We start from the raw sequence: 22,704 nt of genomic DNA on the forward strand, positions 1-22,704 counted from the left end.
TTCAGAAATGCGGTGGCTTATTCGCCCCAGACGTCTTTCAAGACGTTGACCCAGTTCTCGCCCATGATTTTGCGGACCACACGCTCGGAATGGCCGCGCTTGAGCAGGGTTTCGGTCAGGTTCGGGAACTCGCCGACAGTGCGAATGCCCAGCGGGTTGATGATCTTGCCGAAGCTGGTCAGGCGGCGGGCGTAGCCCTTGTCATGGGTCAGGTATTCGAAGAAGTCCTGGCCATGGCCCTGGGTGAAGTCGGTGCCGATGCCGATGGCGTCTTCGCCGACGATGTTCATGGTGTATTCGATGGCTTCGGCGTAATCGTCGATGGTCGAATCGATGCCCTTGGCCAGGAACGGCGCGAACATGGTCACGCCGACGAACCCGCCGTGATCGGCGATGAACTTCAGCTCTTCATCGGATTTGTTGCGCGGGTGAATTTTCAGACCCGACGGCAGGCAGTGGGAGTAGCAGACCGGCTTCTTCGACTCGAGGATGACTTCTTCGGAAGTTTTCGAGCCAACGTGGGACAGGTCGCACATGACGCCGACGCGGTTCATCTCGGCGACGATTTCGCGACCGAAGCCCGACAGGCCGCCATCGCGCTCGTAGCAGCCGGTGCCCACGAGGTTCTGGGTGTTGTAGCACATCTGAACGATACCGACGCCGAGCTGTTTGAACACCTCGACATAGCCGATCTGGTCTTCAAAGGCGTGAGCATTCTGGAAACCGAACAGGATGCCAGTCTTGCCCTGCTCCTTGGCTTTACGGATGTCCGCGGTGGTGCGCACCGGAATCACCAGGTCGCTGTTCTCGCGGATCAGCTTCTGGCTCGCGGCGATGTTGTTGACGGTGGCCTGAAAGCCCTCCCACACCGACACGGTGCAGTTGGCCGCGGTCAGACCGCCCTTGCGCATGTCTTCGAACAGCTCACGGTTCCACTTGGCAATAATCAGCCCGTCGATAACGATGCTGTCGGCGTGCAATTCGGCTGGGCTCATCAGGCTGTCCCCTATTAGCGATTCATACGCCGAATCGTGTGTCGGCGCTTTGGGGCCAGCATATGCCTGAGGACCGGTGCAGCCGGGTGCAAAAACGACAGAGGGTTTGCCGAAAGCGTCAATCCGCGACAAAGGGTCGTCGCCGCACGTCATGGGCCACCTGTTCAAGGGCCTCCGCTTGGGCCAGAATTCGCCGCATTACGGAATATGCACTTAAAAAAGGGGCCGAGGAGCAATGAAATCGATCTTACTGGCAATGGCACTGATAGCGACCGGCGTACAGGCGGCTGAAGAGTCCGACAACAACCCCTGCGATGCGGTCGAAAACGACGTCCAGACCCTTGAATGCTCGGTCTACAGCCGAACCGCCGCCGAAGACCTGCTCAAAGAAAACTACCAAAGCCTGACCGAACGCATGCAAACGCTCTACGGCAAGAGCCCGACGCAACTGGCCGACATCACCGCCAAAATCAAGGCTGCCCACCAGCAATGGCTGAAAACCCGCGACGCGGATTGCGCGGTTGAAGCGTTTCCGGCGACCAGCGGCAGCAAGGCGTTCACCATTGCGCAGAATGATTGCGTAGCGCGGATGAGTGATGAGCGGTCGGAGTTTTTGGAGTCGATTGGGCAGGAGTGAGCCTGGGCACGGCAACATGCCGACTTTATTCGTTGATTGGACGTTGTAGAAATATAAGTAAGAATTCTAGATTCTTATAAAAGACTTATATTTTTAAAGTACTAAACACAATGAACAAACCTGCTGACATTCAATTTATCAACGATGCAGACGGAAACCCCGCGTTCGTGGTCATTCCCTACGCGCAATATGTGGCGCAGAAGATTGAACTCGACCTGATTCCCCATGAAGTGGTGAGTCGCATCGTTGATGGCGCAACACCGATTCGCGCCTGGCGCGAACACCTGAACCTTACCCAGGATGAAGTGGCCAAACGCATGGGTATTTCCCAGCCGGCCTTCGCCCAGCAAGAGACGGTTGCGAAGCCGCGCAAAGCCACCCGCGAGAAAATCGCCACGGCGTTTGGCATCACAGCCAATCAACTTGAGCTATAGGCTGCACACAACCATTTGTGAAAGGGATTGAAATGAAAATCTGCGGCATTGAAATCAAAGGCAGCGAAGCGATCATCGCCGTGGCCTCTCTCGACGATCAGGTGCTGAGCCACGTCGCCCTGGCCACCAAGAAAATCGCCCTCGACGATGACGACGAGGCGGCGAACGTCAAGGTCTTTGCCGCTCAGGTCGCATCGTTTGTTCGTGAGAATTCCATCGACCGGATCGCGATCAAGAAGCGCAGCAAGAAAGGCGAATTCGCCGGTGGACCGACGACGTTCAAGATCGAGGGCGTTTTTCAGTTGCTGGAGAGTTGCGAGGTGACGCTACTATCACCGCAGACGATCAATGCGCAGAACAAGAAGTTTGATTTTGCGCTGCCGGCGACGCTGAACAAGTATCAGCACGAGGCTTACAAAGCGGCGTGCTCGGCACTGATGAAGAAGTAACCCGGTCTTCCAGACGAAAAGGATCACCTGTGGGAGCGAGCTTGCTCGCGAAGAGGCCGGCACATTCAAGAGAGATGTTGGCTGACACACCGCCATCGCGAGCAAGCTCGCTCCCACATTTGTTTTGCGTTTGGCTCAGACCAGTTCTCGCCCATCCCCCAACCGCCGTCGATCCTCCCGCGGACACCGCTCAAACTTCGCCCGATAACTCCGGGTGAAGTACGACGGTGATTCAAACCCGCACGCGATACTCACTTCCAGCACACTCATATCGGTTTGCCTCAACAGCTTCCGCGCTTTCTCCAGCCGCAAGCGCAGGTAGAAATTACTCGGCGTGTCGTTCAGATGCAGCCGAAACAAGCGCTCCAGCTGCCGCCGCGTGACCTTGATCGACTCCGCCAGCTCCAGCGTCGTCAGCGGCGGTTCGCTGTGCTGTTCCATCTCACCGATAACGTGAACGAGCTTCTTGTTGCTGATGCCATAGCGCGTGGCGACTTCCATGCGCTGGTGGTCTTTGCGCGGGCGGATGCGGCCGAGTACGAATTGTTCGCTGACCTGGATCGCCAGTTCCGGGCCGTGGGCCTGGGCGATGAGGTCGAGCATCAGGTCGATGGAAGCGGTGCCGCCCGCGGAGGTGATGCGGCGACGGTCGATCTCGAACAGCTCCTGGGTGACGCTAAGCTGTGGATAAGATTCCTTGAACGCGTCGATGGCTTCCCAGTGCAGGGTCAGGCGATGGCCGTCGAGCAAACCGGCTTCGGCGAGGACGAAGCTGCCGGTGTCGATGGCGCCGAGGATCACGCCTTCGTTGTCCAGTCGGCGCAGCCAGTGTTCCAGCGCCGGGGTGGCGAATTTCAGCGGTTCGAATCCGGCGACCACCAACAACGTCGCACCTTTTTTCAGCGGTTCCAGTGCGGCGTCAGCGTTGACCGACATGCCGTTGCTGGCCAAAACCGCGCCACCATCGGCACTCAGCACATGCCAGCGATACAGCTCGCCGCGAAAACGATTGGCGACCCGCAAAGGCTCGATGGCCGAAATAAAACCGATGGCCGAGAAACCCGGCATCAACAAGAAATAGAAATCCTGGGACATGGAGCGCACTCGGTTGGCGGGTAGCGTGTGGACGTTGATACGCCACTTGTCGGCGGCATTCAAGAGGACAGGTCGCTGCAGTGCAAGAGCTGGTCGCCGCTGTGCGCTTTCCCCAGGCCTTAGCTGCGTAACTTGGCATCACCGGCGCACAGACACCGGAATTCACAATAACGAACTGCCGAGGAAACCTGAGATGAAACGACTGATCAGCAGCTGTGTTCTTGCACTCAGCGGTACCGCTTTCCTGAGCACCAGCGTCATGGCGGCCGAACCCGCGTCGTGCCAGAACGTGCGCATGGGCGTCGTGAACTGGACCGACGTGATCGCCACTAGCGCGATGACCCAGGTCCTGCTCGACGGCCTCGGCTACAACACCAAACAAACCAGCGCCTCCCAGCAAATCATCTTCGCCGGGATTCGCGACCAGCGCCTGGACTTGTTCCTGGGCTACTGGAACCCGCTGATGACCCAGACCATCACGCCGTTTGTGGACGCCAATCAGGTCAAGGTCCTTGAAGCGCCCAGCCTGAAAGACGCCCGCGCCACCCTCGCGGTTCCGACGTACCTTGCCGACAAGGGCCTGAAAACCTTTGCCGACATTGCCAAATTCGAGAAAGAGCTGGGCGGCAAGATTTATGGCATCGAGCCGGGCTCGGGCGCCAACACCCAGATCAAGGCAATGATCACCAAGAACCAGTTTGGCCTCGGCAAGTTTCAGTTGGTCGAATCCAGCGAGGCCGGGATGCTCTCGGCGGTGGATCGCGCCGTGCGCCGCAAAGAAGCCGTGGTGTTCTTCGGTTGGGCGCCGCACCCGATGAACGTCAACGTGCAGATGACCTACCTCACCGGCAGCGAAGACGCGCTGGGCCCGAACGAAGGCATGGCCACGGTCTGGACCGTCACCGCGCCGAACTACACGCAACAATGCCCGAACATCGGCCGCCTGCTGAGCAACCTGACGTACACCGCCGAAGACGAGAGCCGGATGATGCAGCCGCTGCTCGATCACAAGGACGCGTTCGAATCGGCCAAACAATGGCTGAAAGATCATCCGCAAGATAAACAACGCTGGCTCGAAGGCGTGACCACCTTCGATGGCAAACCGGCGGCTGACAATCTGAATCTCACCAGCAAATAGCTCTTCAGCAAACAGACCCGAACCACCGTTTCGCAGCCCGACCGGGCTGCGAACGGCACCACCACGCCTGCAAGGAACTCCCTCATGAACCACGACGTCATCATCACCTGCGCACTCACCGGTGCTGGCGACACGACCGCCAAAAGCCCACACGTGCCGGTCACCCCGAAACAAATCGCCGCCGCCGCCGTGGAAGCCGCCAAGGCTGGCGCCACCGTGGTCCACTGCCACGTGCGCAACCCCGAAACCGGTAAATTCAGCCGTGACGTGGCGCTGTACCGCGAAGTGATGGAGCGCATTCGCGAAGCGGACGTCGACATCATCGTTAACCTCACCGCCGGCATGGGCGGGGACCTGGAAATCGGCGCTGGCGAGAACCCGATGGCGTTCGGCCCGAACACCGATCTGGTCGGCCCGCTGACCCGACTGGCCCACGTCGAAGAACTGCTGCCGGAAATCTGCACCCTCGATTGCGGCACCCTGAACTTCGGCGACGGCGACACCATTTACGTGTCCACCCCGGCGCAACTCCGTGCCGGCGCCAAACGCATTCAAGAGCTGGGCGTGAAGGCCGAGCTGGAAATTTTCGACACCGGTCACCTGTGGTTCGCCAAACAGATGATCAAGGAAGGCCTGCTCGACGACCCGCTGTTCCAGCTCTGTCTCGGCATCCCATGGGGCGCGCCGGCTGACACCACCACCATGAAAGCCATGGTGGACAACCTACCGGCCAACGCCGTGTGGGCCGGTTTCGGCATCGGTCGCATGCAGATGCCGATGGCGGCGCAAGCGGTGCTGCTCGGCGGCAACGTGCGAGTCGGTCTGGAAGACAACATCTGGCTGGACAAGGGTGTACTGGCGAACAACGGCCAACTGGTCGAACGCGCTTCGGAAATCCTCAGCCGCCTTGGCGCGCGGGTTCTGACGCCGGCGCAAGGTCGGGCAAAAATGGGCCTGACCAAGCGCGGTTAATCACCAACAACTCTTCACCCTGTGGGAGCGAGCTTGCTCGCGATGACGTCAGTACATCCAAAGCATTTTCTGCGGCAGGACTACCGCCATCGCGAGCAAGCTCGCTCCCACAGGGAATCGTCGAATTCTTTAGGACGTCGCCATGACTTTTATCACCGAAATCAAAACCTTCGCCGCTCTAGGCAGCGGTGTCATCGGCAGCGGCTGGGTGTCCCGCGCCCTCGCCCATGGCCTCGATGTGGTGGCCTGGGACCCGGCGCCCGGCGCCGAAGCGGCGCTGCGCAAACGCGTCGCCAACGCCTGGGGCGCACTGGAAAAACAAGGGCTGGCGCCTGGCGCATCGCAGGGTCGGCTGCGCTTTGTCGCGACGATTGAAGAGTGTGTTCGCGATGCCGATTTCATTCAGGAAAGCGCCCCGGAACGCCTCGATCTGAAACTGGAACTGCACAGCAAAATCAGCGCGGCGGCCAAGCCCGATGCACTGATCGGCTCCAGCACTTCGGGCCTGTTGCCGAGCGAGTTCTACGAGAGCTCGACCCACCCGGAACGGTGCGTGGTCGGTCACCCGTTCAACCCGGTTTACCTGCTGCCCCTGGTGGAAGTGGTCGGCGGCAAGAATACAGCGCCAGAAGCGGTTCAAGCGGCCATGAAAGTCTACGAATCCTTGGGGATGCGTCCGCTGCACGTGCGTAAGGAAGTGCCGGGCTTTATCGCCGACCGTTTGCTCGAAGCGCTGTGGCGTGAGGCGCTGCACCTGGTGAACGACGGTGTGGCGACGACCGGTGAAATCGATGACGCGATCCGTTTTGGCGCGGGCCTGCGCTGGTCGTTCATGGGCACCTTTTTGACCTACACCCTGGCCGGAGGCGATGCTGGCATGCGCCACTTCATGGCCCAGTTCGGCCCGGCGTTGCAGTTGCCATGGACCTACCTGCCCGCACCGGAACTGACCGATAAATTAATCGATGATGTGGTGGACGGGACCAGTGACCAGCTGGGAAAACACAGCATTTCGGCGCTGGAGCGCTATCGTGATGATTGCCTGCTGGCGGTGCTGGATGCGGTAAAAACCACCAAAGAGAAGCATGGGATGGCGTTCAGCGAGTAAGCAGTCCGCAGGTCCGGCCCCATCGCGAGCAAGCTCGCTCCCACAGGTTTTGCACTTTCCTTGTGGGAGCGAGCTTGCTCGCGATGGCGGCAGTCCAGTCACCACTCATGTTGGAACCTATACCATGCCCACCCTCACCACCTACCAAACCAGAATCATCCCCGACTGGGTCGACTACAACGGCCACCTGCGCGACGCGTTTTATCTGCTGATTTTCAGCTACGCCACCGACGCACTGATGGACCGACTGGGCATGGACAGCAACAACCGCGAAGCCAGCGGCAACTCGCTGTTCACCCTCGAACTGCACCTCAATTACCTGCACGAAGTGAAGCTCGACGCTGACGTTGAAGTGCACACCCAGATCATCGCCCACGACAGCAAACGCCTGCACCTCTATCACAGCCTGCACCTGGCCGGTGACGACAAAGCGCTGGCGGGCAACGAGCAAATGCTGCTTCACGTCGACCTCGCCGGGCCGCGTTCCGCGCCATTCAGCGAAGTCACGCTGGGCAAGTTGCAAGCCATCGTCGCCGAACAAACCGACCTGCCTGCCCCTGACTACATTGGCCGAGTGATCGCTCTCCCCGCAAAAAAATAACAAGGAGATCCCCATGAATACCGCCGCTGCGTTCGCCGACTTTCGTACTTATCCGTTGATCAGCGCGCTGAGTGGCGTGCAGGCATTGGCAGACTGCGTTTTGGTGACGTGGGCCGATGACCGCATCAGCCCCTTCCATCATCAATGGCTGCGGGACAATTGCCCGTGCTCGCAATGCGTCTACACGGTGACCCGTGAGCAGGTGCTGGAAATCGTCGACGTTGCAGAGGACCTGGCGCTGGCAAATGCCGGTGTCGATGCTGAAGGTTGCCTGTGCGTCGATTGGCAGGACGGCCATCAGAGTCGCTTCGATCCCGGCTGGTTGCGGGCCCACGCCTATGACGACGCGTCCCGCGCCGAACGCCGGGCCGGCAAGCCACAATCCAGGCTGTGGAAAAGCGACTTGCAGTTGCCGGTGTTCGATTATCAGGCGCTAATGAACAATAACGATGCCCTGTTGCAGTGGCTGTTGGCGGTGCGTGACATCGGCCTCACCCAGGTCCGCGGTGTGCCTACCGAACCCGGTTCATTGAAGTTGATCGCCCAGCGGATTTCCTTCATCCGCGAGAGCAACTTTGGCGTGCTGTTCAACGTGCAATCCAAGTCCGATGCCGACAGCAATGCCTACACCGCTTTCAACCTGCCATTACACAGCGACCTGCCGACCCGAGAGTTGCAACCGGGCCTGCAATTTCTGCATTGCCTGGTCAATGACGCCGACGGTGGCGAGAGCATTTTCGTCGACGGTTTCGCCATCGCCCAAGCGTTGCGCGAGGAAGATCCCGAGTCGTTCAAAGCACTGTGTGAAATCCCCGTGGAATTCCGCAACAAGGACCGCCACAGCGACTACCGCTGCCTCGCACCGATCATCGCGCTGGATGCGCTGGGGCAGGTGTCGGAAATCCGTATGGCGAACTTTCTGCGGGGGCCGTTCGATGCATCGGTGGATGAAATGCCCAGGCTGTATCGGGCTTATCACCGTTTTATCGCCATGACCCGCGAGGCGCGGTTCAGGCTGATGCAAAGGCTCAACCCCGGTGAACTCTGGTGCTTCGACAATCGCCGTACCCTCCACGCCCGCAATGCTTTCGACCCCGCCACGGGAGCACGGCATTTCCAGGGCTGCTACGTCGACCGGGATGAGTTGTTGTCACGGATCCTCGTGTTGCAACGCTAGACCGCGTCAGTCGAGTGCGACCCCGGCGTCTTCGCGAGCAAGCTCGCTCCCACATTGGTTTTGCGTCGTGCATAAATCAACTGTGGGAGCGAGCTTGCTCGCGATGGCGTCAGCCCATACACCTCATATCCGCCTGACGCACAGGCAAAAAAAACCCCGATCAAGCCGTGACAGGATCGGGGCAGAGGTGGGTACTGTTGAGGAGCCGTTGCGCGAGGGTGACCAAACCTTCGTGAAGCCAGCTGAATCCAGTGTGCCCATTCCTCTCCTTCGCAAGTTAGCCGAAAACGACCTGTTCATAGGTATTGCGGCCATTGCGACAATTCGTCCTTGCCGCCACCCCGTACCGCTATGAGAATCGAACCACGACACCGTTCCCTGAAGAAGGATTGCGTCATGATGCACGCCGATTTGATAGACCAGGAAGACCTGTTGGGCCAACTGAAGTCGTTGGGTTTTCAAGTGCCGAGCGGCGCCACGGCCGAGCAAGCTTGCGAGTGTGCGGTGCGAGGTTTGAACGATGAGCGAGCGATGACGCTGCGGACCATGGTCAAGCAGATGTACACCAGCAGCGCGACCATTTTGCCGGCTGTGCGTCAGGCGATTGATAAGCAGTTGTTACCGGCTTTGGCGGCGTATCAGCAGAACCGTAGCGCCTGACAAATCGCCTTCGCGAGCAAGCCCGCTCGCACATTTAATCTGTTTACGACGCAGATCCAGTGTGGGAGCGGGCTTGCTCGCGAAGGCAGGCGCCTCGGTCTAAAGCCTCACGCTAGCGAAAGTCGACTCATTGCGCGCCTGACTCAACGCCGACAGCGGCCCGGACAACGGCGACAGCACCAGCGCTTGCGGCAGCGGCATCATCGCCACCTGTTGCGTGGTGTTGGAACCCACGCGCTCGTCACGCGGCGGAATGCCAAAGTATTCGCGGTAGCACTTGGAGAAGTGCGGCGTGGATACGAACCCACACACCGACGCCACTTCGATGATCGACATCGGCGTTTGCTTGAGCAATTGGCGGGCACGGATCAGGCGCAGCTTGAGGTAGTAACGCGACGGCGAGCAGTGCAGGTATTTCTGGAACAGCCGCTCGAGCTGACGACGGGATACGGCGACGTATACCGCCAGTTCGTCAAGGTCGATCGGCTCTTCGAGATTGGCTTCCATCAGCGCGACGATTTCCTGCAACTTCGGCTGGTTGGTGCCCAGCATGTGCTTGAGTGGCACGCGCTGGTGATCCTGTTCGTTGCGAATGCGCTCGTAGACAAACATTTCCGAGATCGCAGCGGACAGTTCACGGCCGTGATCGCGACTGATCAGGTGCAGCATCATGTCCAGTGGCGCGGTGCCGCCGGAGCTGGTGAAACGGTTACGGTCGAGGGTGAACAGGCGAGTGCTCATCGCCACGCGTGGAAACGCTTCCTGCATCGCGGCCAGGCATTCCCAGTGCACGCTGCAATCAAAACCGTCCAGCAGGCCGGCGCAGGCCAGGGCCCAGCTGCCGGTGCAGACGGCACCGAGACGCTTGGATTGACGCGCCTGGCTTTGCAGCCATGAGACGTGCTCGCGGGTCACCGTGCGTTGAATGCCGATACCGCCGCAGACAATGATGGTGTCCATGGAAGGTGCTTTGTGCATGGAGGCGTCGGGAGTGATCTGCAGACCGTCACTGGCCCAGACCTGACCGCCATCGACGGTGAGCGTGGTCCAGCGATACAGCTCGCGACCAGACAATTGGTTGGCCATGCGCAGGGGTTCGACTGCGGAGGCCAGAGAAATAAGCGTGAAATTGTCCAGCAGCAGAAAGCCGATGGATTGAGGCGCACGGTTCTGGGGTTGGGCCCCGGAGTTGAACGTCGTCATCGCGGTATCTCCTCACACAAAGCGGGTGATGGCCTCAGGCGGAGGCTCTTGTTATTGCCATCGTTCTCGCGTGGGAGACGGGCTTTGTAATGACAGAGCAATTGCCATGCCTAAAGTTGAATGCGCGTTCAATAACTCCTGAAAACGACGTCGCGATGTGTCTAAATATGACGCGAATGGAGTGTTGGATTTAAGTGCCGACCATGGCTGTAAGCGCTCTGCTCCGTTGCATGTGAGCAAATCGGTAGCACTTGTGGGAACAGGGCTGCGGCGGCTCCGGAAGAGTGTCACCGCTGGCACGGGGGACGGGTGGTCAGGGCCGGGTTGGATCCCTGATTCACTGTAATGGCTTATCTGTAAGCGACGCGCCAAAACGTGGCGCGCTTTGGATCGGGTGTTCATTAAGCGCGCAGTTTTGACTGGATGGGGGATCTGTTGGGATCTGGTGTGGCGAGGGGATTTATCCCCGTTCGGCTGCGCAGCAGTCGTAAAGATTTTGGGGCCGCTTCGCGACCCAACGGGGATAAATCCCCTCGCCACAGGTCAACTCGGCTCAACACTCTACCGCGCTCACCGCTAACCCACCCCGCGATGTCTCTTTGTATTTGTCGTGCATATCGGCACCGGTATCACGCATGGTGCGGATCACCCGGTCCAGCGAGATAAAGTGCTGACCATCACCCCGCAACGCCATCTGCGCCGCGTTGATCGCTTTCACCGCCGCAATCGCGTTGCGTTCGATGCACGGCACCTGCACCAGCCCGCCGACCGGGTCGCAGGTCAGACCGAGGTTGTGCTCCAGGCCGATCTCCGCCGCATTACATAATTGCTCAGGCGTGGCGCCAAGGATCTCCGCCAAACCCGCCGCCGCCATGGCGCAAGCCGAACCGACTTCGCCCTGGCAACCCACTTCCGCACCGGAGATCGACGCGTTCTTCTTGCATAGAATCCCCACCGCTGCGGCACTGAGGAAATAGTCGACCACGTTGGCGTCGGTCACCGCTTCGCTGAACTTCATAAAGTAGTGCAACACCGCCGGGATGATCCCCGCCGCGCCATTGGTCGGCGCCGTGACCATGCGCCCGCCGGCGGCGTTTTCTTCGTTGACCGCCAGGGCGAACAGGTTGACCCATTCCATCGCGCTCAGTGTCGAACCGATCACGTTAGGCTTGTTCAACTCCTGCAGGCTACGGTGCAATTTGGCCGCGCGACGACGTACGTTCAGGCCACCGGGCAGGATGCCTTCGTGCTTGAGGCCTTGCTCGACGCAATCCTGCATGGCCCGCCAGAGTTTCATCAGGCCGGCACGGATTTCGTCTTCGCTGCGCCAGACCTTCTCGTTGGCCATCATCAATTCGGCGACGCGCAGCTTGTGCTGCTTGCAGAGGCTGAGCAGCTCGACGGCGCTGGAGAAATCGTACGGCAATTCGGTGCGATCCAGGTCCACCACGCCGCTGGAAGCTTGGGCCTCATCAACGACAAAGCCGCCGCCGATGGAATAGTAGGTGTCGCGATGCAACTCACCGTCATCGCCCTCGGCGATCAGGGTCATGGCGTTGGGGTGGAACGGCAGGTTTTCGTCGATCAGACGCATGTCCCGGGCCCACATGAACGGCACCGATAAACGGCCATCGAGCAGCAGCGTCTGGGTTTCACGCAGAGTTTCAATGCGAATGCCGATTTGCGACGGGTCGATCGCGTCCGGCCACTCACCCATCAGGCCCATGATCACGGCGTTATCGCTGCCGTGACCGATGCCGGTGGCGGACAACGAACCATAGAGCTGAACTTCGACGCGTCGCACTTGCTCCAAAAGTCCCTTCTCACGCAACACTTGCACGAATAGCGCTGCGGCGCGCATTGGCCCCACGGTGTGCGAACTCGAAGGGCCGATGCCGATTTTGAACAGGTCGAAAACGCTGATAGCCATTACTGCCGAACTCCTGGATGTGCCAACTCCAGGCGCAGAAGCGCCCGGTGACGGAGCTGCTACGCTCAAGCTGCAATCCGCCGGGATGGCCGCATCATCAGGCTTTTGCGGTATCGCTCGACGTCTCACACCGACCCACTCATGCCCACCAACGCCGCGAGCCATCCGCGCTACGCTTTCACGGTTTTTTTACGGTTCAAAGGAGCAGAAAGGGCTGAAAATAGCTGTAAACGACCTCACCGACACTGGATGCGACCATCCCTGTACTGGATACGACGCACCCTGTAGGCGTCAGATTTTCACTGGTACATGATCGTATCGACTCGATTGCACGGCGCCGTGGTAGAGCTGTCTCCAAAACGCCATCCAACCGCAACCTATAAGTGCGGTGGTCCAGTCGGAACACTGCCAAAAAAAACACCAAGGAGTCCATCCATGAAAGGTTCCCCGTCGTTGTTGTTGGCCGCCATGCTGAGTCTGCCGTTACTGGCTCAAGCCGCAGAACCCGCTCAGTGCAGTACCGTAAACTTCTCCGATGTCGGCTGGACCGACATTACAGTTACCACCGCCACCACCAGCGTCGTCCTCGATGCCTTGGGCTACAAAACCAAAACCACCATGATTTCCGTGCCGGTGACCTACAAGTCGCTGGCCGACGGCAAGAACATGGACGTCTTCCTGGGCAACTGGATGCCGACCATGGAAAACGACATCAAGGCCTACCGCGAGGCCGGTACCGTGGAGACGGTGCGCGCTAACCTGGAAAACGCAAAATACACACTCGCCGTCCCGGAAGAGTTGTATAACAAGGGTCTGAAAGATTTCGCCGACATCGCCAAGTTCAAGAAAGAACTCGACGGCAAGATCTACGGCATCGAACCGGGTAACGACGGCAACCGCCTGATCCAGAGCATGATCGACAAGGACGCCTTCGGCTTGAAAGCCGCCGGCTTCAAGGTGGTCGAGTCCAGCGAAGCCGGCATGCTCTCGCAAGTCGATCGCGCCCAGCGCCGCAACACCGCCGTGGTGTTCCTGGGCTGGGAACCACACCCGATGAACACGCGTTTCAAGATGAAGTACCTGACCGGCGGCGACGAGTATTTCGGCCCGAACTTCGGCCAGGCGACCATCTACACCAACACCCGCAAGGGCTACGCCCAGGAATGCAGCAATGTGGGTCAGTTGCTGAAAAACCTGGCGTTCACCCTCGACATGGAAAGCACGCTGATGGGCAACGTCCTGGACGACAAAATGAAGCCTGACGCGGCCGCCAAGGCCTGGCTGAAAAAGAATCCACAGGTGCTCGATACCTGGCTCGCTGGCGTAACCACCATTGACGGTAAACCAGGCCTGGAGGCCGTGAAAGCCAAGCTCGCACAGCCTTAAATCAAGGGGCATCGCTTACGCCGGGCGGGTTCGCCTGCCCGGGCTGTTTACTTCCTTGCATGCGGACGTTCACTACCATGCTGATTGATCAGAAAATACCTCTAGGCCAGTACATCGCGGGCTTCGTTGAATGGTTGACGCAACACGGCGCCAACACCTTCGACGCCATCGCCGTGTCGCTCGAAACGATGATCCACGGCGTGACTTTCGCGCTGACCTGGTTCAACCCGCTGGCATTGATCGGCCTCATCGCGCTACTGGCACACTTCATTCAACGAAAGTGGGGGCTGACCGTTTTCGTCATTGCCTCTTTTCTGCTGATCCTCAACCTGGGGTATTGGCAGGAAACCATGGAAACCCTCGCCCAGGTGTTGTTCGCCACCCTGGTGTGCGTGGTCATCGGCGTGCCGCTGGGCATCGTCGCCGCGCACAAGCCGATGTTCTACACCCTGATGCGTCCGGTGCTCGATCTGATGCAGACCGTACCGACCTTCGTTTACCTCATTCCTACCCTGACCCTCTTCGGGCTGGGTGTGGTCCCGGGCCTGATTTCCACGGTAGTGTTCGCGATTGCCGCGCCTATCCGCCTGACCTACCTGGGTATCCGTGATGTTCCCGCAGAATTGATGGACGCCGGCAAAGCCTTCGGCTGTTCGCGCCGTCAACTGCTCGCACGCATCGAACTGCCCTACGCCATGCCAAGCATCGCGGCCGGTATCACCCAGTGCATCATGCTGTCGTTGTCGATGGTGGTGATCGCGGCACTGGTGGGCGCCGATGGCCTGGGCAAACCCGTGGTCAACGCACTGAACACTGCTGATATCGCCCTGGGCTTCGAAGCCGGCCTGGCGATCGTATTGCTGGCGATCATGCTCGACCGTATCTGCAAACAACCCGACGCTAAAGTAGGGGGTGACGCATGAGCATTATTCGCTTCGAAGACGTCGACGTAATCTTTTCCAAAGACCCGCGCGAGGCGCTGAAACTCCTCGACCAGGGCATGACCCGCGACCAGATCCTGAAAAAAACCGGGCAGATTGTCGGCGTTGAAAAGGCCAGCCTGGACGTCGAAAAGGGTGAAATCTGCGTATTGATGGGCTTGTCCGGCTCCGGTAAATCCAGCCTGTTGCGCTGCATCAACGGCCTCAACACCGTCAGCCGCGGCAAGCTGTTCGTCGAGCACGAAGGCAAGCAGATCGACATCGCCTCCTGTACCCCGGCAGAACTGAAAATGATGCGCACCAAGCGCATCGCGATGGTGTTCCAGAAATTCGCCCTGATGCCCTGGCTGACGGTGCGCGAGAACATCAGCTTCGGTCTGGAGATGCAGGGCCGTCCCGAAAAAGAACGCCGCAAACTGGTGGACGAAAAGCTTGAGCTGGTGGGCCTGACCCAGTGGCGCAACAAGAAGCCCGACGAGCTCTCCGGCGGCATGCAGCAGCGTGTCGGGCTGGCCCGCGCCCTGGCGATGGACGCCGACATTCTGCTGATGGACGAACCCTTCTCGGCCCTCGACCCGTTGATCCGCCAGGGTTTGCAGGACGAACTGCTGGAGCTGCAAAGCAAACTGAACAAAACAATCGTTTTCGTAAGCCATGATCTGGATGAAGCGCTGAAACTGGGCAGTCGTATCGCGATCATGAAAGACGGCCGGATCGTCCAGTACAGCAAGCCTGAAGAAATCGTGCTGAACCCGGCGGACGACTACGTGCGCACCTTCGTCGCGCACACCAACCCGTTGAACGTGTTGTGCGGTCGCAGCCTGATGCGCACGCTGGACAACTGCAAACGCATCAACGGTTCGGTCTGCCTCGATCCGGGCGGCGATTCGTGGCTGGACCTGGCCGAAGGCAACACCATCAAAGGTGCACGCCAGAATGGTTCAGCCCTGGATCTGCAGAACTGGGTACCGGGTCAAGCCGTAGAAGGCCTGGGTCGTCGACCTACCCTGGTGGATTCGAACATCGGCATGCGCGATGCGCTGCAGATTCGATATCAGACCGGCAACAAACTTGTGCTGCACGACAACAACCATGTCGTCGGGATTCTCGGCGACAGCGAGCTGTATCACGCGTTGCTCGGCAAGAACCTGGGTTAAGGCCGCCGACACAAAAACGCCGCGAGAGGATCGCGGCGTTTTTGTTAGTGCACAAATTTGAATGTGAATACGAAACACTGTGGCGAGGGGATTTATCCCCGTTGGGCAGCGAAGCGGCCCCAAAACCAGACACCGCGGAACATCAGATGAATCGTGCTGGCCGGTTTTACGCCTGCTGCGCAGCCGAACGGGGATAAATCCCCTCGCCACAATGGATCTGCGGTGCAGCTATTTGCACCGCATCACCTCAAGTTTTAGCTATAGACCCGGCCAAGGAGCTGCCGATGGCTTTCAAACTGATCGAGCACATCACGGGTGATCTGATCGTGAGTGAAGCCCATCAGGTCGTAGTCCTGGCTGCCGTTGTGCAGGTACACCTCGGCGCGGTAGTAACGTGCGCGCGGCTCGTCAGCGCTTTCAGCCGACACCGTGTCGCTTGCCGCAGCCAGATAACCATCCAGGCTCACCTCATAGACAAAAGGGTTGCCCTCTTCCATCTCGATCCGCACCCCCATGCATCGCTTCGATTTGCCCAGCAACGTTTGCACTTCCAGGCCTTGACCCCGCAGCAACACGGCCGCCTCTTCCAGCGCCGGAGTGACTTGCTTGTCCATGAAACGCTGAACGATCGACTGGTTCGGTTGCAGGTCCAACTGCGTCAACCGCTCGCTGAAACCACGACGGCCGCGCGCAGCCAGTTCCGCTTGCTCCTGTTCGATCTGCACGTCCTGACGCATGGCCTTGTGCAATCCGAACATGAAGAACACCAATACCAACGAGAACGGCAACCCGGCCAGCACCACCATGGTCTGCATCGCTTCGAAGTTACCGGCGAACAACAGGCCGATGGTCACCAGCGTGATCACCGCCGACCAGAAAATCCGCAGCCAGTGCGGGGCATCTTCATCGACGTTGCCGCCCTTGCACGAAAGGTTGGCCATCATTACCGCGCCGGAATCCGCCGGGGTCAGGAACAGTACGAAACCGACGAAAATCGACACACCGATCACCACTTTCGACGCCGGGTAATGCTCCAGCAACTGGTAAATCGCCATCGACGGCTGTTCCAGCGCCGTCTTTCCGAGCTCCACCGCCCCGTGGTTCATCACCAGGTCCAGGGCCGAGTTACCAAAGATCGACAGCCACGCCAGGGTGAAACCCAGCGGGATCAGCAGCACGCCGGCCACCAGTTCACGCACCGTGCGACCACGGGAAATACGCGCGATGAACATACCTACGAATGGCGCCCAGGAAATCCACCAGGCCCAGTAGAACAGGGTCCACAGGCCCAACCAGCGATCGGATTTCTCACTGTCGCCTTCGTACACATAGAGGTCGAAAGTCTTCAGCACCACGCTATTGAGGTAGTCCCCCACGTTCTGAACGAAACCGTTGAGCAGGTGCAACGTCGGCCCAAACAGCAGCACGAAAATCAACAGACCGCTGAACAGCACGATGTTCAGGTTGGACAGACGACGAATGCCGTTTTCCACACCGGACACGGCGGCGATGGTCGCTACGGTGCTCATTACGATGATCACGATCAGCAGGTTGGTGTTGCTGTGCTCCATGCCGAACAGGTTTTCAAGTCCCGACGACACTTGCAGCGAACCAATCCCCAGGTTCGTCACCAGCCCCAGCAGGGTCACGAACATGCCGAAGCCGTCCACCGCATGACCGGCCGCGCCTTTGACCCAACGCTCGCCGACCAGCGGATACAACGCCGAACGCAACGCCAGCGGCTGGTTATGACGGTAGGCAAAGTACGCAACGGCCAGACCGACCAGTGCGTAGATCGCCCAGCCATGCAGGCCCCAGTGCAGAAAGGTCAGCTGAACCGCCTGACGTGCCGCGAGGTTGCTGCCCGCCACGCCTTCCGGCGGATTGAAGTAGTGGTCCAGCGGCTCGGATGCACCGAAGTACAACAGCGAGATGCCGATACCCGACGAGAACAGCATCCCCGCCCAGGCGCCGTAGCTGAAGTCCGGGGTGTCGTCCTTGCTGCCCAGCTTGAGCTTGCCGTAGGACGAAAACGCCAGGCCGACCACGAAAACCAGGTAAGCGGCGATCACCACCATGTAGTACCAGCCGAAGCTGCGGGACAACCAAGCCTGAGCCACTCCGAGCATTCTGCCGGCCTCTTGCGGGGCGATGATCAGAATGGCGGTCAACAGCAGGATCAGCGCGGTAGAGGTGTAGAACACCCAACCGTTGACCGTCACCTTCTCGGGCGGGGTCTTTATTAGAGAGGCAGAACTCATGGCACAGATGCTCCGGCAGTGCGAGAGAAGAACACAAGGCAACGCGATACCCGACCAATCGGTTAGTGGGCAGCCGACCGGCGGGTGATATAAAGACACCCCGAAAAAAGCCCGAAACCCGAGAGCGCCAGTGCGCAGGGGTTTCGAGCATTTTCAGAGGTCGTTTTTCCGCCAACTACGTGTAGGAAAAACCTGTAGGCAGCGACGAATTGTCGCAGATCTTATTCTTTGTTGATTGAACGTTCAATCAAAACAAAATAGACTGGCCCTCAATCCGATCGACGTTTTGCGTCTGCCGGAAGGCCTAAGGAGATGTGCAAGATGCCCAAGGTCGGTATGCAACCCATCCGCCGCCAGCAATTGATCGAAGCCACATTGCAGGCCGTCGATCAGGTCGGGATGGGGGACGCCAGCATTGCGCTGATCGCCCGTTTGGCCGGTGTCTCGAATGGCATCATCAGTCACTATTTTCAGGACAAGAACGGCCTGATCGCTGCCACCGCGCAGTATCTGATGAGTGTCCTCAGCGAGAACGTCACCGCGCGCCGTCAGGCGCTGACAGATGACAGCCCGCGGGCGCATCTGCAGGTGATCATCGAAGGCAACTTCGACGCCAGCCAGGTCAATGGCCCGGCAATGAAAACTTGGCTGGCCTTCTGGGCCACCAGCATGCACCACCCGTCTTTGCACAGGTTGCAGCGGATCAACGATCACCGTCTGTATTCCAACCTGTGTTGCCAGTTCCGCCGTGTATTGCCGCTCGATGACGCGCGCAGTGCAGCCCGAGGCCTGGCGGCGTTGATTGACGGTTTGTGGTTGCGCGGCGCGCTGTCGGGAGATGCTTTCGACACGGAACAGGCGCACCGGATTGCTTACGAATACATGGATTTCCAATTGGCCAAGCAGGTGAGTTAGAGCACACATAAAACGCTCAACCCCTGAACGCTACCGAAGGCGATGCCAACTGCGTAACGGCACGCCCGGTAGTCAACGCCAACCACTTATGCACTTGCGAGGACACTATGGCCCGTTTCGAACTGCAAAAACTCTACATCGATGGCGGTTACTCCGACGCCAGCAGCGACGCCACTTTCGAAGCCATCAACCCGGCTAACGGTGAAGTCCTCGCAAACGTACAGCGTGCAACCAAGGAAGACGTCGAGCGCGCTGTAGTCAGCGCCGAAAAGGGCCAGAAAATCTGGGCCGCGATGACCGCCATGGAGCGTTCGCGCATCCTGCGTCGTGCCGTGGACATCCTGCGCGAGCGCAACGATGAACTGGCCGCCCTGGAAACCCTGGACACCGGCAAGTCTTACTCCGAGACCCGCTACGTCGATATCGTCACCGGTGCTGACGTACTGGAATACTACGCAGGCCTGGTCCCGGCCATCGAAGGCGAGCAGATTCCGCTGCGCACCACTTCGTTCGTCTACACCCGTCGCGAGCCGCTGGGCGTCGTGGCCGGTATCGGCGCGTGGAACTACCCGATCCAGATCGCCCTGTGGAAATCCGCTCCTGCCCTGGCGGCCGGTAACGCGATGATCTTCAAGCCAAGCGAAGTCACTTCCCTGACCACGCTGAAACTGGCCGAAATCTACACTGAAGCCGGCGTACCGGCGGGCGTGTTCAACGTCCTTACCGGCAGCGGCCGTGAAGTCGGCACCTGGCTGACCGAGCACCCACGCATCGAAAAAATCTCCTTCACCGGCGGCACCGATACCGGCAAGAAGGTCATGGCCAGCGCTTCCGGCTCGTCCTTGAAAGACGTGACTATGGAACTGGGCGGCAAGTCCCCGCTGATCATTTTCGACGACGCCGACCTCGATCGCGCCGCCGACACGGCGATGATGGCCAACTTCTACAGTTCCGGTCAGGTCTGCACCAACGGCACTCGCGTGTTCGTACCGAGCCACCTGAAAGCCGCGTTCGAAGCCAAAATCGCCGAGCGCGTCGCGCGCATCCGCGTCGGCAACCCGGAAGACGAGAACACCAACTTCGGCCCGCTGGTCAGCTTCGCCCACATGGAAAGCGTGCTGGGTTACATCGCCAAGGGCAAGGAAGAAGGCGCTCGCGTACTGTGCGGCGGCAGCCGTCTGACCGAAGGCGAATTCGCCAAAGGCGCTTTCGTGGCCCCGACGGTGTTCACCGACTGCACCGACGAGATGACTATTGTGCGTGAAGAAATCTTCGGCCCGGTGATGGCGATCCTCACCTACGAAACCGAAGAAGAAGTGATCCGTCGTGCCAACGACACCGACTTCGGCCTGGCTGCCGGCATCGTTACCAAGGACCTGAACCGCGCTCACCGCGTGATTCATCAACTGGAAGCCGGTATCTGCTGGATCAACGCCTGGGGCGAGTCCGACGCCAAGATGCCGGTCGGCGGCTACAAGCAGTCGGGCGTGGGCCGTGAGAACGGCATCAGCTCGCTGAACAACTTCACCCGCATCAAATCGGTACAGGTTGAGCTGGGCGATTACGCCTCGGTGTTCTGATCTGACGCGGTTCTGGCGTTGTGGCCCTTTGTGGCGAGGGAGCTTGTCGGATCGCCGCACCGTCCCGCTGGGCTGCGAAGCGGCCCCAACTCCAGGCACCGCATTCATTCAGAAAGAACACAGTCGCTGATTTTGCGACTGCTGCGCAGCCGAGCGGGAGCAAGCTCCCTCGCCACAAGTAAGTGGTAGCTCGGCGACCGCGACCTGAACCAACTTCAAAGAGGGTGCATTCAATGTCCCAAGAATTCGATTACATCATCATCGGTGCCGGCTCCGCCGGTAACACCCTGGCGACCCGTCTGACTGAAGACGAAGGCGTCACCGTTCTGCTGCTCGAAGCCGGTGGCCCGGACTATCGCCTGGACTTCCGCACGCAAATGCCGGCTGCCCTGGCGTTCCCGCTGCAAGGCCGTCGCTACAACTGGGCCTACGAAACCGATCCAGAACCACACATGGACGGCCGACGGATGGAATGCGGTCGCGGCAAGGGCCTGGGCGGTTCTTCGCTGATCAACGGCATGTGCTACATACGTGGCAATGCGATGGACTACGACAACTGGGCCAAGCTGCCAGGTCTTGAAGACTGGGATTACCTGAACTGCCTGCCGTATTTCCGCAAGGCGGAAACCCGTGATATCGGCCCGAACGACTACCACGGTGGCGACGGTCCGGTCAGCGTGACCACGCCGAAGGCAGGCAACAACCCGTTGTTCCACGCCATGGTTGAAGCTGGCGTGCAAGCCGGCTACCCGCGCACCGAAGACTTGAACGGTTACCAGCAAGAAGGCTTCGGCCCGATGGACCGTACGGTGACGCCGAACGGCCGTCGCGCCAGCACCGCGCGCGGTTACCTGGACGTCGCCAAGAAGCGTTCGACCCTGACCATCGTCACCCACGCCCTGACCGACAAGATCCTTTTCGAAGGCAAGCGTGCAGTCGGTGTGCGTTACCTGATCGGCGCCGCTGAAGAACGCGTTGACGCCCGCGCCCGCAAGGAAGTGCTGTTGTGCTCCGGCGCCATCGCTTCGCCGCAGATCCTGCAACGTTCGGGTGTAGGCCCGGCCGAACTGCTGAACAAGCTCGACATCCCGGTGGTCCACGACCTGCCAGGCGTCGGCGAAAACCTGCAGGACCACCTTGAGTTGTACCTGCAATACGCTTGCACCCAACCGGTCTCGCTTTACCCGTCGCTGCTCTGGTACAACCAGCCGGCCATCGGTGCCGAATGGCTGTTCAACGGCACCGGCATCGGCGCCAGCAACCAGTTCGAAGCTGGTGGTTTTATCCGCACCCGTGAAGAATTCGACTGGCCGAACATTCAATATCACTTTCTGCCGGTCGCGATTAACTACAACGGCAGCAACGGCGTGAAAGAGCACGGCTTCCAGGCGCACATGGGTTCCATGCGTTCGCCGAGCCGTGGTCGCATCCAGGCGAAGTCCAAGGATCCACGCGAGTACCCGAGCATCCTGTTCAACTACATGGCCACCGAGCAGGACTGGCAGGAATTCCGTGACGGCATCCGCCTGACCCGTGAAATCATGCAACAGCCGGCACTGGACGCTTTCCGCGGCCGCGAAATCAGTCCGGGCATCGACGTGCAAACCGATGAGCAGCTCGACAAGTTCATTCGCGAACACGCCGAAACCGCGTTCCACCCGTCCTGCTCGTGCAAGATGGGCACCGACGAGATGGCCGTGGTCGATGGCGAAGGTCGTGTGCACGGCATGCAAGCCCTGCGCGTGGTCGATGCCTCGATCATGCCGATCATCACCACTGGCAACCTGAACGCGCCAACGATCATGATCGCCGAGAAAATCGCCGACAAGATCCGTGGTCGCCAGCCGCTGCCGCGTAGCAAGGCGGATTACTACGTGGCCGGCGATGCACCGGTACGCGGCAAGCCGTTGCGGGATGTGAGCCCTACAGCGCAGTAAGACAGCTGCACCGCGTCACGGCCAATCGCGAGCAAGCTCGCTCCCACAGGTTTCCGGTTGGATTACAGATTTGTGATCAACCCCGGCCCCCTGTGGGAGCGAGCTTGCTCGCGAAAGGGCCCGACCAA

Annotated in this window: 20 protein-coding genes; 15 read left to right on the forward strand and 5 right to left on the reverse strand. The window is 59.6% G+C overall.

Translation table 11 applies throughout. From position 1 onward, the window contains the following. Positions 1-17: 17 nt before the first annotated feature. Positions 18-995 carry a dipeptidase gene (locus ACYZT9_RS24705; protein WP_008033250.1) on the reverse strand — a complete coding sequence of 326 codons (978 nt, stop codon included), beginning with the start codon at positions 993-995 and terminating at the stop codon, positions 18-20. Positions 996-1,230: 235 nt separating this feature from the next. Here ACYZT9_RS24705 and ACYZT9_RS24710 point away from each other — a divergent pair, with 235 nt between their 5' ends. From ACYZT9_RS24710 to ACYZT9_RS24720, 3 genes are all read left to right on the forward strand, one after another. Further along, a complete protein-coding gene (locus ACYZT9_RS24710) occupies positions 1,231-1,632 on the forward strand; it encodes a lysozyme inhibitor LprI family protein (protein ID WP_462007803.1) in 402 nt (133 codons plus the stop codon). A 110-nt stretch (positions 1,633-1,742) separates the two neighbouring features. After that, positions 1,743-2,066, forward strand: a complete 324-nt coding sequence (locus ACYZT9_RS24715; protein WP_462007804.1) for a helix-turn-helix domain-containing protein — start codon at positions 1,743-1,745, stop codon at positions 2,064-2,066. A gap of 32 nt (positions 2,067-2,098) precedes the next feature. After that, positions 2,099-2,515 carry a DUF3010 family protein gene (locus ACYZT9_RS24720; protein WP_462007805.1) on the forward strand — a complete coding sequence of 139 codons (417 nt, stop codon included), beginning with the start codon at positions 2,099-2,101 and terminating at the stop codon, positions 2,513-2,515. A 135-nt stretch (positions 2,516-2,650) separates the two neighbouring features. On the opposite strand, the gene ACYZT9_RS24725 is transcribed toward ACYZT9_RS24720, so the two are convergent. Then, positions 2,651-3,610 carry a GlxA family transcriptional regulator gene (locus tag ACYZT9_RS24725; RefSeq protein WP_462007806.1) on the reverse strand — a complete coding sequence of 320 codons (960 nt, stop codon included), beginning with the start codon at positions 3,608-3,610 and terminating at the stop codon, positions 2,651-2,653. A gap of 193 nt (positions 3,611-3,803) precedes the next feature. Between ACYZT9_RS24725 and choX the strand changes: the two genes are divergently transcribed. The 6 genes from choX to ACYZT9_RS24755 all read left to right on the forward strand — a co-directional run bounded on the left by choX (position 3,804) and on the right by ACYZT9_RS24755 (position 9,266). Further along, on the forward strand, positions 3,804-4,748 hold the full coding sequence (choX, locus tag ACYZT9_RS24730) for a choline ABC transporter substrate-binding protein (RefSeq protein WP_462007807.1): 945 nt from the start codon (positions 3,804-3,806) through the stop codon (positions 4,746-4,748). A gap of 84 nt (positions 4,749-4,832) precedes the next feature. Next, positions 4,833-5,720 carry a beta-keto acid cleavage family enzyme gene (locus tag ACYZT9_RS24735; RefSeq protein ID WP_462007808.1) on the forward strand — a complete coding sequence of 296 codons (888 nt, stop codon included), beginning with the start codon at positions 4,833-4,835 and terminating at the stop codon, positions 5,718-5,720. Positions 5,721-5,862: 142 nt separating this feature from the next. Beyond that, the gene (locus ACYZT9_RS24740) at positions 5,863-6,828 is read left to right on the forward strand and encodes an L-carnitine dehydrogenase (RefSeq protein WP_462007809.1); all 966 of its coding nucleotides are present in this window, start codon (positions 5,863-5,865) and stop codon (positions 6,826-6,828) included. 124 nt (positions 6,829-6,952) lie between these two features. Beyond that, entirely contained in the window at positions 6,953-7,429 is a 477-nt protein-coding gene (locus tag ACYZT9_RS24745) for a thioesterase family protein (protein WP_462007810.1), read from the forward strand. Positions 7,430-7,442: 13 nt separating this feature from the next. Further along, a complete protein-coding gene (locus ACYZT9_RS24750; protein ID WP_462007811.1) occupies positions 7,443-8,606 on the forward strand; it encodes a gamma-butyrobetaine dioxygenase in 1,164 nt (387 codons plus the stop codon). 396 nt (positions 8,607-9,002) lie between these two features. Beyond that, positions 9,003-9,266 (forward strand): hypothetical protein, encoded by a 264-nt coding sequence (locus ACYZT9_RS24755; RefSeq protein ID WP_462007812.1) that lies wholly within the window; start codon positions 9,003-9,005, stop codon positions 9,264-9,266. A gap of 99 nt (positions 9,267-9,365) precedes the next feature. Here ACYZT9_RS24755 and gbdR read toward each other — a convergent pair whose 3' ends face one another. Further along, complete coding sequence (gbdR, locus tag ACYZT9_RS24760) at positions 9,366-10,469, reverse strand: choline metabolism transcriptional regulator GbdR (protein ID WP_017341204.1); 1,104 nt, start codon at positions 10,467-10,469, stop codon at positions 9,366-9,368. Between the two features lie 553 nt (positions 10,470-11,022). Then, positions 11,023-12,399, reverse strand: coding sequence for an L-serine ammonia-lyase (locus ACYZT9_RS24765; protein WP_462007813.1), 1,377 nt, complete (start codon positions 12,397-12,399; stop codon positions 11,023-11,025). A 435-nt stretch (positions 12,400-12,834) separates the two neighbouring features. Between ACYZT9_RS24765 and ACYZT9_RS24770 the strand changes: the two genes are divergently transcribed. The 3 genes from ACYZT9_RS24770 to choV all read left to right on the forward strand — a co-directional run bounded on the left by ACYZT9_RS24770 (position 12,835) and on the right by choV (position 15,883). Continuing rightward, the gene (locus ACYZT9_RS24770; protein WP_462007814.1) at positions 12,835-13,785 is read left to right on the forward strand and encodes a choline ABC transporter substrate-binding protein; all 951 of its coding nucleotides are present in this window, start codon (positions 12,835-12,837) and stop codon (positions 13,783-13,785) included. 77 nt (positions 13,786-13,862) lie between these two features. Further along, positions 13,863-14,708 carry a choline ABC transporter permease subunit gene (gene choW / locus ACYZT9_RS24775; protein WP_109635476.1) on the forward strand — a complete coding sequence of 282 codons (846 nt, stop codon included), beginning with the start codon at positions 13,863-13,865 and terminating at the stop codon, positions 14,706-14,708. Next, positions 14,705-15,883 (forward strand): choline ABC transporter ATP-binding protein, encoded by a 1,179-nt coding sequence (gene choV, locus ACYZT9_RS24780; RefSeq protein ID WP_214379383.1) that lies wholly within the window; start codon positions 14,705-14,707, stop codon positions 15,881-15,883. Before choW ends, choV begins: the two co-directional genes overlap by 4 nt. 254 nt (positions 15,884-16,137) lie before the next feature. Here the strand turns inward: choV and ACYZT9_RS24785 are convergent, their stop codons facing one another. Then, positions 16,138-18,087: a BCCT family transporter gene (locus ACYZT9_RS24785; protein WP_462010283.1), complete on the reverse strand. Its 1,950-nt coding sequence runs from the start codon at positions 18,085-18,087 to the stop codon at positions 16,138-16,140. Between the two features lie 378 nt (positions 18,088-18,465). Here ACYZT9_RS24785 and betI point away from each other — a divergent pair, with 378 nt between their 5' ends. The 3 genes from betI to betA all read left to right on the forward strand — a co-directional run bounded on the left by betI (position 18,466) and on the right by betA (position 22,576). Then, positions 18,466-19,059 carry a transcriptional regulator BetI gene (betI, locus tag ACYZT9_RS24790; protein ID WP_150711219.1) on the forward strand — a complete coding sequence of 198 codons (594 nt, stop codon included), beginning with the start codon at positions 18,466-18,468 and terminating at the stop codon, positions 19,057-19,059. A gap of 107 nt (positions 19,060-19,166) precedes the next feature. Further along, positions 19,167-20,639: a betaine-aldehyde dehydrogenase gene (gene betB, locus ACYZT9_RS24795; protein ID WP_462007815.1), complete on the forward strand. Its 1,473-nt coding sequence runs from the start codon at positions 19,167-19,169 to the stop codon at positions 20,637-20,639. Positions 20,640-20,872: 233 nt separating this feature from the next. Continuing rightward, a complete protein-coding gene (gene betA, locus ACYZT9_RS24800) occupies positions 20,873-22,576 on the forward strand; it encodes a choline dehydrogenase (protein WP_462007816.1) in 1,704 nt (567 codons plus the stop codon). The last annotated feature ends 128 nt before the right edge of the window (positions 22,577-22,704 follow it).

The organism is Pseudomonas sp. ZT5P21 (genome assembly GCF_054897785.1).

Excerpts from the sequence above, each read along its gene's own strand:
- ACYZT9_RS24705 (WP_008033250.1), bottom strand. The coding sequence starts at position 995 with ATGAGCCCAGCCGAATTGCACGCCGACAGCATCGTTATCGACGGGCTG.
- ACYZT9_RS24710 (WP_462007803.1), top strand. The coding sequence starts at position 1,231 with ATGAAATCGATCTTACTGGCAATGGCACTGATAGCGACCGGCGTACAG.
- ACYZT9_RS24715 (WP_462007804.1), top strand. The coding sequence starts at position 1,743 with ATGAACAAACCTGCTGACATTCAATTTATCAACGATGCAGACGGAAAC.
- ACYZT9_RS24720 (WP_462007805.1), top strand. The coding sequence starts at position 2,099 with ATGAAAATCTGCGGCATTGAAATCAAAGGCAGCGAAGCGATCATCGCC.
- ACYZT9_RS24725 (WP_462007806.1), bottom strand. The coding sequence starts at position 3,610 with ATGTCCCAGGATTTCTATTTCTTGTTGATGCCGGGTTTCTCGGCCATC.
- choX (WP_462007807.1), top strand. The coding sequence starts at position 3,804 with ATGAAACGACTGATCAGCAGCTGTGTTCTTGCACTCAGCGGTACCGCT.
- ACYZT9_RS24735 (WP_462007808.1), top strand. The coding sequence starts at position 4,833 with ATGAACCACGACGTCATCATCACCTGCGCACTCACCGGTGCTGGCGAC.
- ACYZT9_RS24740 (WP_462007809.1), top strand. The coding sequence starts at position 5,863 with ATGACTTTTATCACCGAAATCAAAACCTTCGCCGCTCTAGGCAGCGGT.
- ACYZT9_RS24745 (WP_462007810.1), top strand. The coding sequence starts at position 6,953 with ATGCCCACCCTCACCACCTACCAAACCAGAATCATCCCCGACTGGGTC.
- ACYZT9_RS24750 (WP_462007811.1), top strand. The coding sequence starts at position 7,443 with ATGAATACCGCCGCTGCGTTCGCCGACTTTCGTACTTATCCGTTGATC.
- ACYZT9_RS24755 (WP_462007812.1), top strand. The coding sequence starts at position 9,003 with ATGATGCACGCCGATTTGATAGACCAGGAAGACCTGTTGGGCCAACTG.
- gbdR (WP_017341204.1), bottom strand. The coding sequence starts at position 10,469 with ATGACGACGTTCAACTCCGGGGCCCAACCCCAGAACCGTGCGCCTCAA.
- ACYZT9_RS24765 (WP_462007813.1), bottom strand. The coding sequence starts at position 12,399 with ATGGCTATCAGCGTTTTCGACCTGTTCAAAATCGGCATCGGCCCTTCG.
- ACYZT9_RS24770 (WP_462007814.1), top strand. The coding sequence starts at position 12,835 with ATGAAAGGTTCCCCGTCGTTGTTGTTGGCCGCCATGCTGAGTCTGCCG.
- choW (WP_109635476.1), top strand. The coding sequence starts at position 13,863 with ATGCTGATTGATCAGAAAATACCTCTAGGCCAGTACATCGCGGGCTTC.
- choV (WP_214379383.1), top strand. The coding sequence starts at position 14,705 with ATGAGCATTATTCGCTTCGAAGACGTCGACGTAATCTTTTCCAAAGAC.
- betI (WP_150711219.1), top strand. The coding sequence starts at position 18,466 with ATGCCCAAGGTCGGTATGCAACCCATCCGCCGCCAGCAATTGATCGAA.
- betB (WP_462007815.1), top strand. The coding sequence starts at position 19,167 with ATGGCCCGTTTCGAACTGCAAAAACTCTACATCGATGGCGGTTACTCC.
- betA (WP_462007816.1), top strand. The coding sequence starts at position 20,873 with ATGTCCCAAGAATTCGATTACATCATCATCGGTGCCGGCTCCGCCGGT.